Consider the following 2,418-nt stretch of genomic DNA (forward strand, 5'->3'; position numbering starts at 1 on the left):
GATGATATACGATCTAGATCATTATTATTTATTACTGCCATGATAATATTTTCTCGTTGATATAAATTACGTATCGCACGACGGGCATACCTCCCATCTTCATCTCCTGATATTCCTCCCTTAGCAAACAGAATACCTAGCGATGATCCCGCCGTTTTTATTTTGTCACCAAATTTTCGGACTTCACCGGATCCGATTGAATCGTCACTCGATTTACATTCAACTATGATTAACCGATCATGGTTTTCGAAAAATGGGTTACCTTCACTGCCAGTATATTCCGCAACGCGGTCAATTTCCCCAATGCTGTTATATACATTCTTTCTAATTACAGACACACAAGAAAACCCATTTAGCATATATTCTGACAAATTTTCAAATTTGTCTCCCTTATCGTTTGAATCTCCCTCATTTTCCACCGATTTTCTCCTCTGTAGAAATTCGTCTATGTCCAATGTGAAATATGTATCATCTATCTTTACTTCGTCTGGGCTCCCCCAGTCTAAGGGTTCTTGAGGAATTTCACTTGGTGCTCCAAGTGCCTCCACCAAGGTTTCAATAGAATTTTGAGAAATTTCTGGTCCAATTTCGATGTGTCCACTGCGTTTAGATCCCTGTGCTTCTTCATTATTAGATTCAGCAACTCCGGATGAAAAATACAAATGACTATTGGTGATTATTAATACTCTTTCTACTCCTGCTTCAAAAAACTCGGTAGCTTTGTTAAATGAATGCTGTCGCCTCCCGTATTCGTCATTTTTAATATTAGACCGGTCTGTTTCTATATACTGTTCGTCTCGAGGATAAAGTTCAACTTCTATTCCTAAGTAAGGCTTAGACTCTAAGTCGGCAGCAATTACTGCGTCTGGTTGGATCACGCCATCATCTTGAGGAAGAGTCATATCAAATTGAAGATTTTCTAGAGAATATCCAAGTGCTTCCGCAAATAGTTGGATGATCTCTAATCTGAACTCTTCTGGATTTTCGAATCTCTGTTTATTTATTTCTTGAATAGCGGAAAGAACTTGTTTTGTAGTCATCTATGTATTGAGTTTGTTTCTATTTGTATTAGGTTTTTTGGAGCTAACAATGATCATCGACATTTGACCCGCACTGACCGATTAAATCTCTTTTAATTTGGAAATCAGTGATTCCAAGACTCACCTGAATAATCTCTCTAAATTTAACAGTTGAGAATATCAACAGAGCATCCGAGTATTCTGAACAGTACGTTCGCTGTCAGAGTTTTGGGAACTACTTATCAAAACTCACTGTGATCACATTCACATGGCCGATTGTCGAGGATGGATGGTCCGCGCAGGAAATCAAAATGAATTAATTGAACTATTTATTGATAACTCACTCATAGCAATTGGATGGAAGGGGCTTGGTGAGTTGTCCGAGTTCCATTCTAGAGAAGAGGTAAAAGGTCGATATCGAGAGGTGTATCCAGAACATTCGAAAAGCCGTATCGCAGTTAACGCTGGTCAGTTGTATCGATTTGCTCATGTCATGGAAGGAAATGATCGGATCCTAACATACGACAAATCTTCACGTACCTATCATTATGGACAAATCACAGGTTCATACCGGTTTGCTCCGGAAGATTCCGAGGATTATCCACATATACGACCGGTGAATTGGCAGGGGGAGATCTCGCGTGACGAGTTCAGTACACCGGTCAAGAACACTCTCGGTAGTTCGCTAACGGTATTCTCTCTTGATGAGCATCTCGATAAGATTGAATCGGTCCTCACGGGTCAGTCCAAACCAGACACTGATCGAGAACAAGAGGAGGATGAAGAAGACACACCGCCATATTTCGAGGAAGTACAAGCGACATCGGAGGAACTCATCTCCGACCATATTGCGAAATTGGACCCATTTGATTTCGAGGAACTAGTAGCCGCTCTACTGAGAGCTATCGGATACAACGCAACCACAACTGACCCTGGACCTGATCAAGGCGTAGATATTGTCGCACATCCAGATGCACTTGGTTTTGAGGAACCGCTAATCAAGGCGCAAGTGAAGCATCGTAAAAGTACAACGGGAGGTCCAGAAATGAGAGAGTTTGTTGGAACTCTTGGTAGTTCGGCAAAGGGGCTCTTTGTATCCACTGGAGGTTTCACTAGAGATGCCAAGCAGGCAGCAGAAAGCACCAGTTCGAGAGTTGCTCTTCTAGGCCGGGATGAATTTATTGACTTATTCTTACAGCATTACGAGGATATCGAAGCAGAGTATCAAGCGAAGGTTCCGCTGAAACGGGTATACGTCCCTACTCAGGAGTAATACTGTCAGCTAAATATTCTTTAGGTTAGAGTGTGATTAGCAAGTATGTCCACGCTTGACGCCGCCACTCTTGACGACCTCCGCGACGCTCTCGCGGAGGTCGAAGATAAAAAGCCGACACAGCGG

General features: G+C 42.2%; 2 protein-coding genes. One reads left to right on the forward strand and one right to left on the reverse strand.

Annotation, left to right across the window (positions count from 1 at the left end; translation table 11 throughout):
- Positions 1-1,040, reverse strand: a 1,040-nt coding sequence (locus tag B9H04_RS18485; protein ID WP_139835160.1) for a hypothetical protein, incomplete at its 3' end; no start/stop codon positions are given.
- A gap of 247 nt (positions 1,041-1,287) precedes the next feature.
- On the opposite strand from B9H04_RS18485, the gene B9H04_RS17720 reads away from it, so the two are divergent.
- Entirely contained in the window at positions 1,288-2,292 is a 1,005-nt protein-coding gene (locus tag B9H04_RS17720) for a restriction endonuclease (RefSeq protein ID WP_080508710.1), read from the forward strand.
- The last annotated feature ends 126 nt before the right edge of the window (positions 2,293-2,418 follow it).

Source organism: Halorubrum ezzemoulense DSM 17463 (assembly GCF_002114285.1).
In the GTDB taxonomy this organism is placed as follows: domain Archaea; phylum Halobacteriota; class Halobacteria; order Halobacteriales; family Haloferacaceae; genus Halorubrum; species Halorubrum ezzemoulense.

Coding starts and splice junctions, on each gene's coding strand:
- B9H04_RS17720 (WP_080508710.1), top strand. CDS start 1,288: ATGGCCGATTGTCGAGGATGGATGGTCCGCGCAGGAAATCAAAATGAA.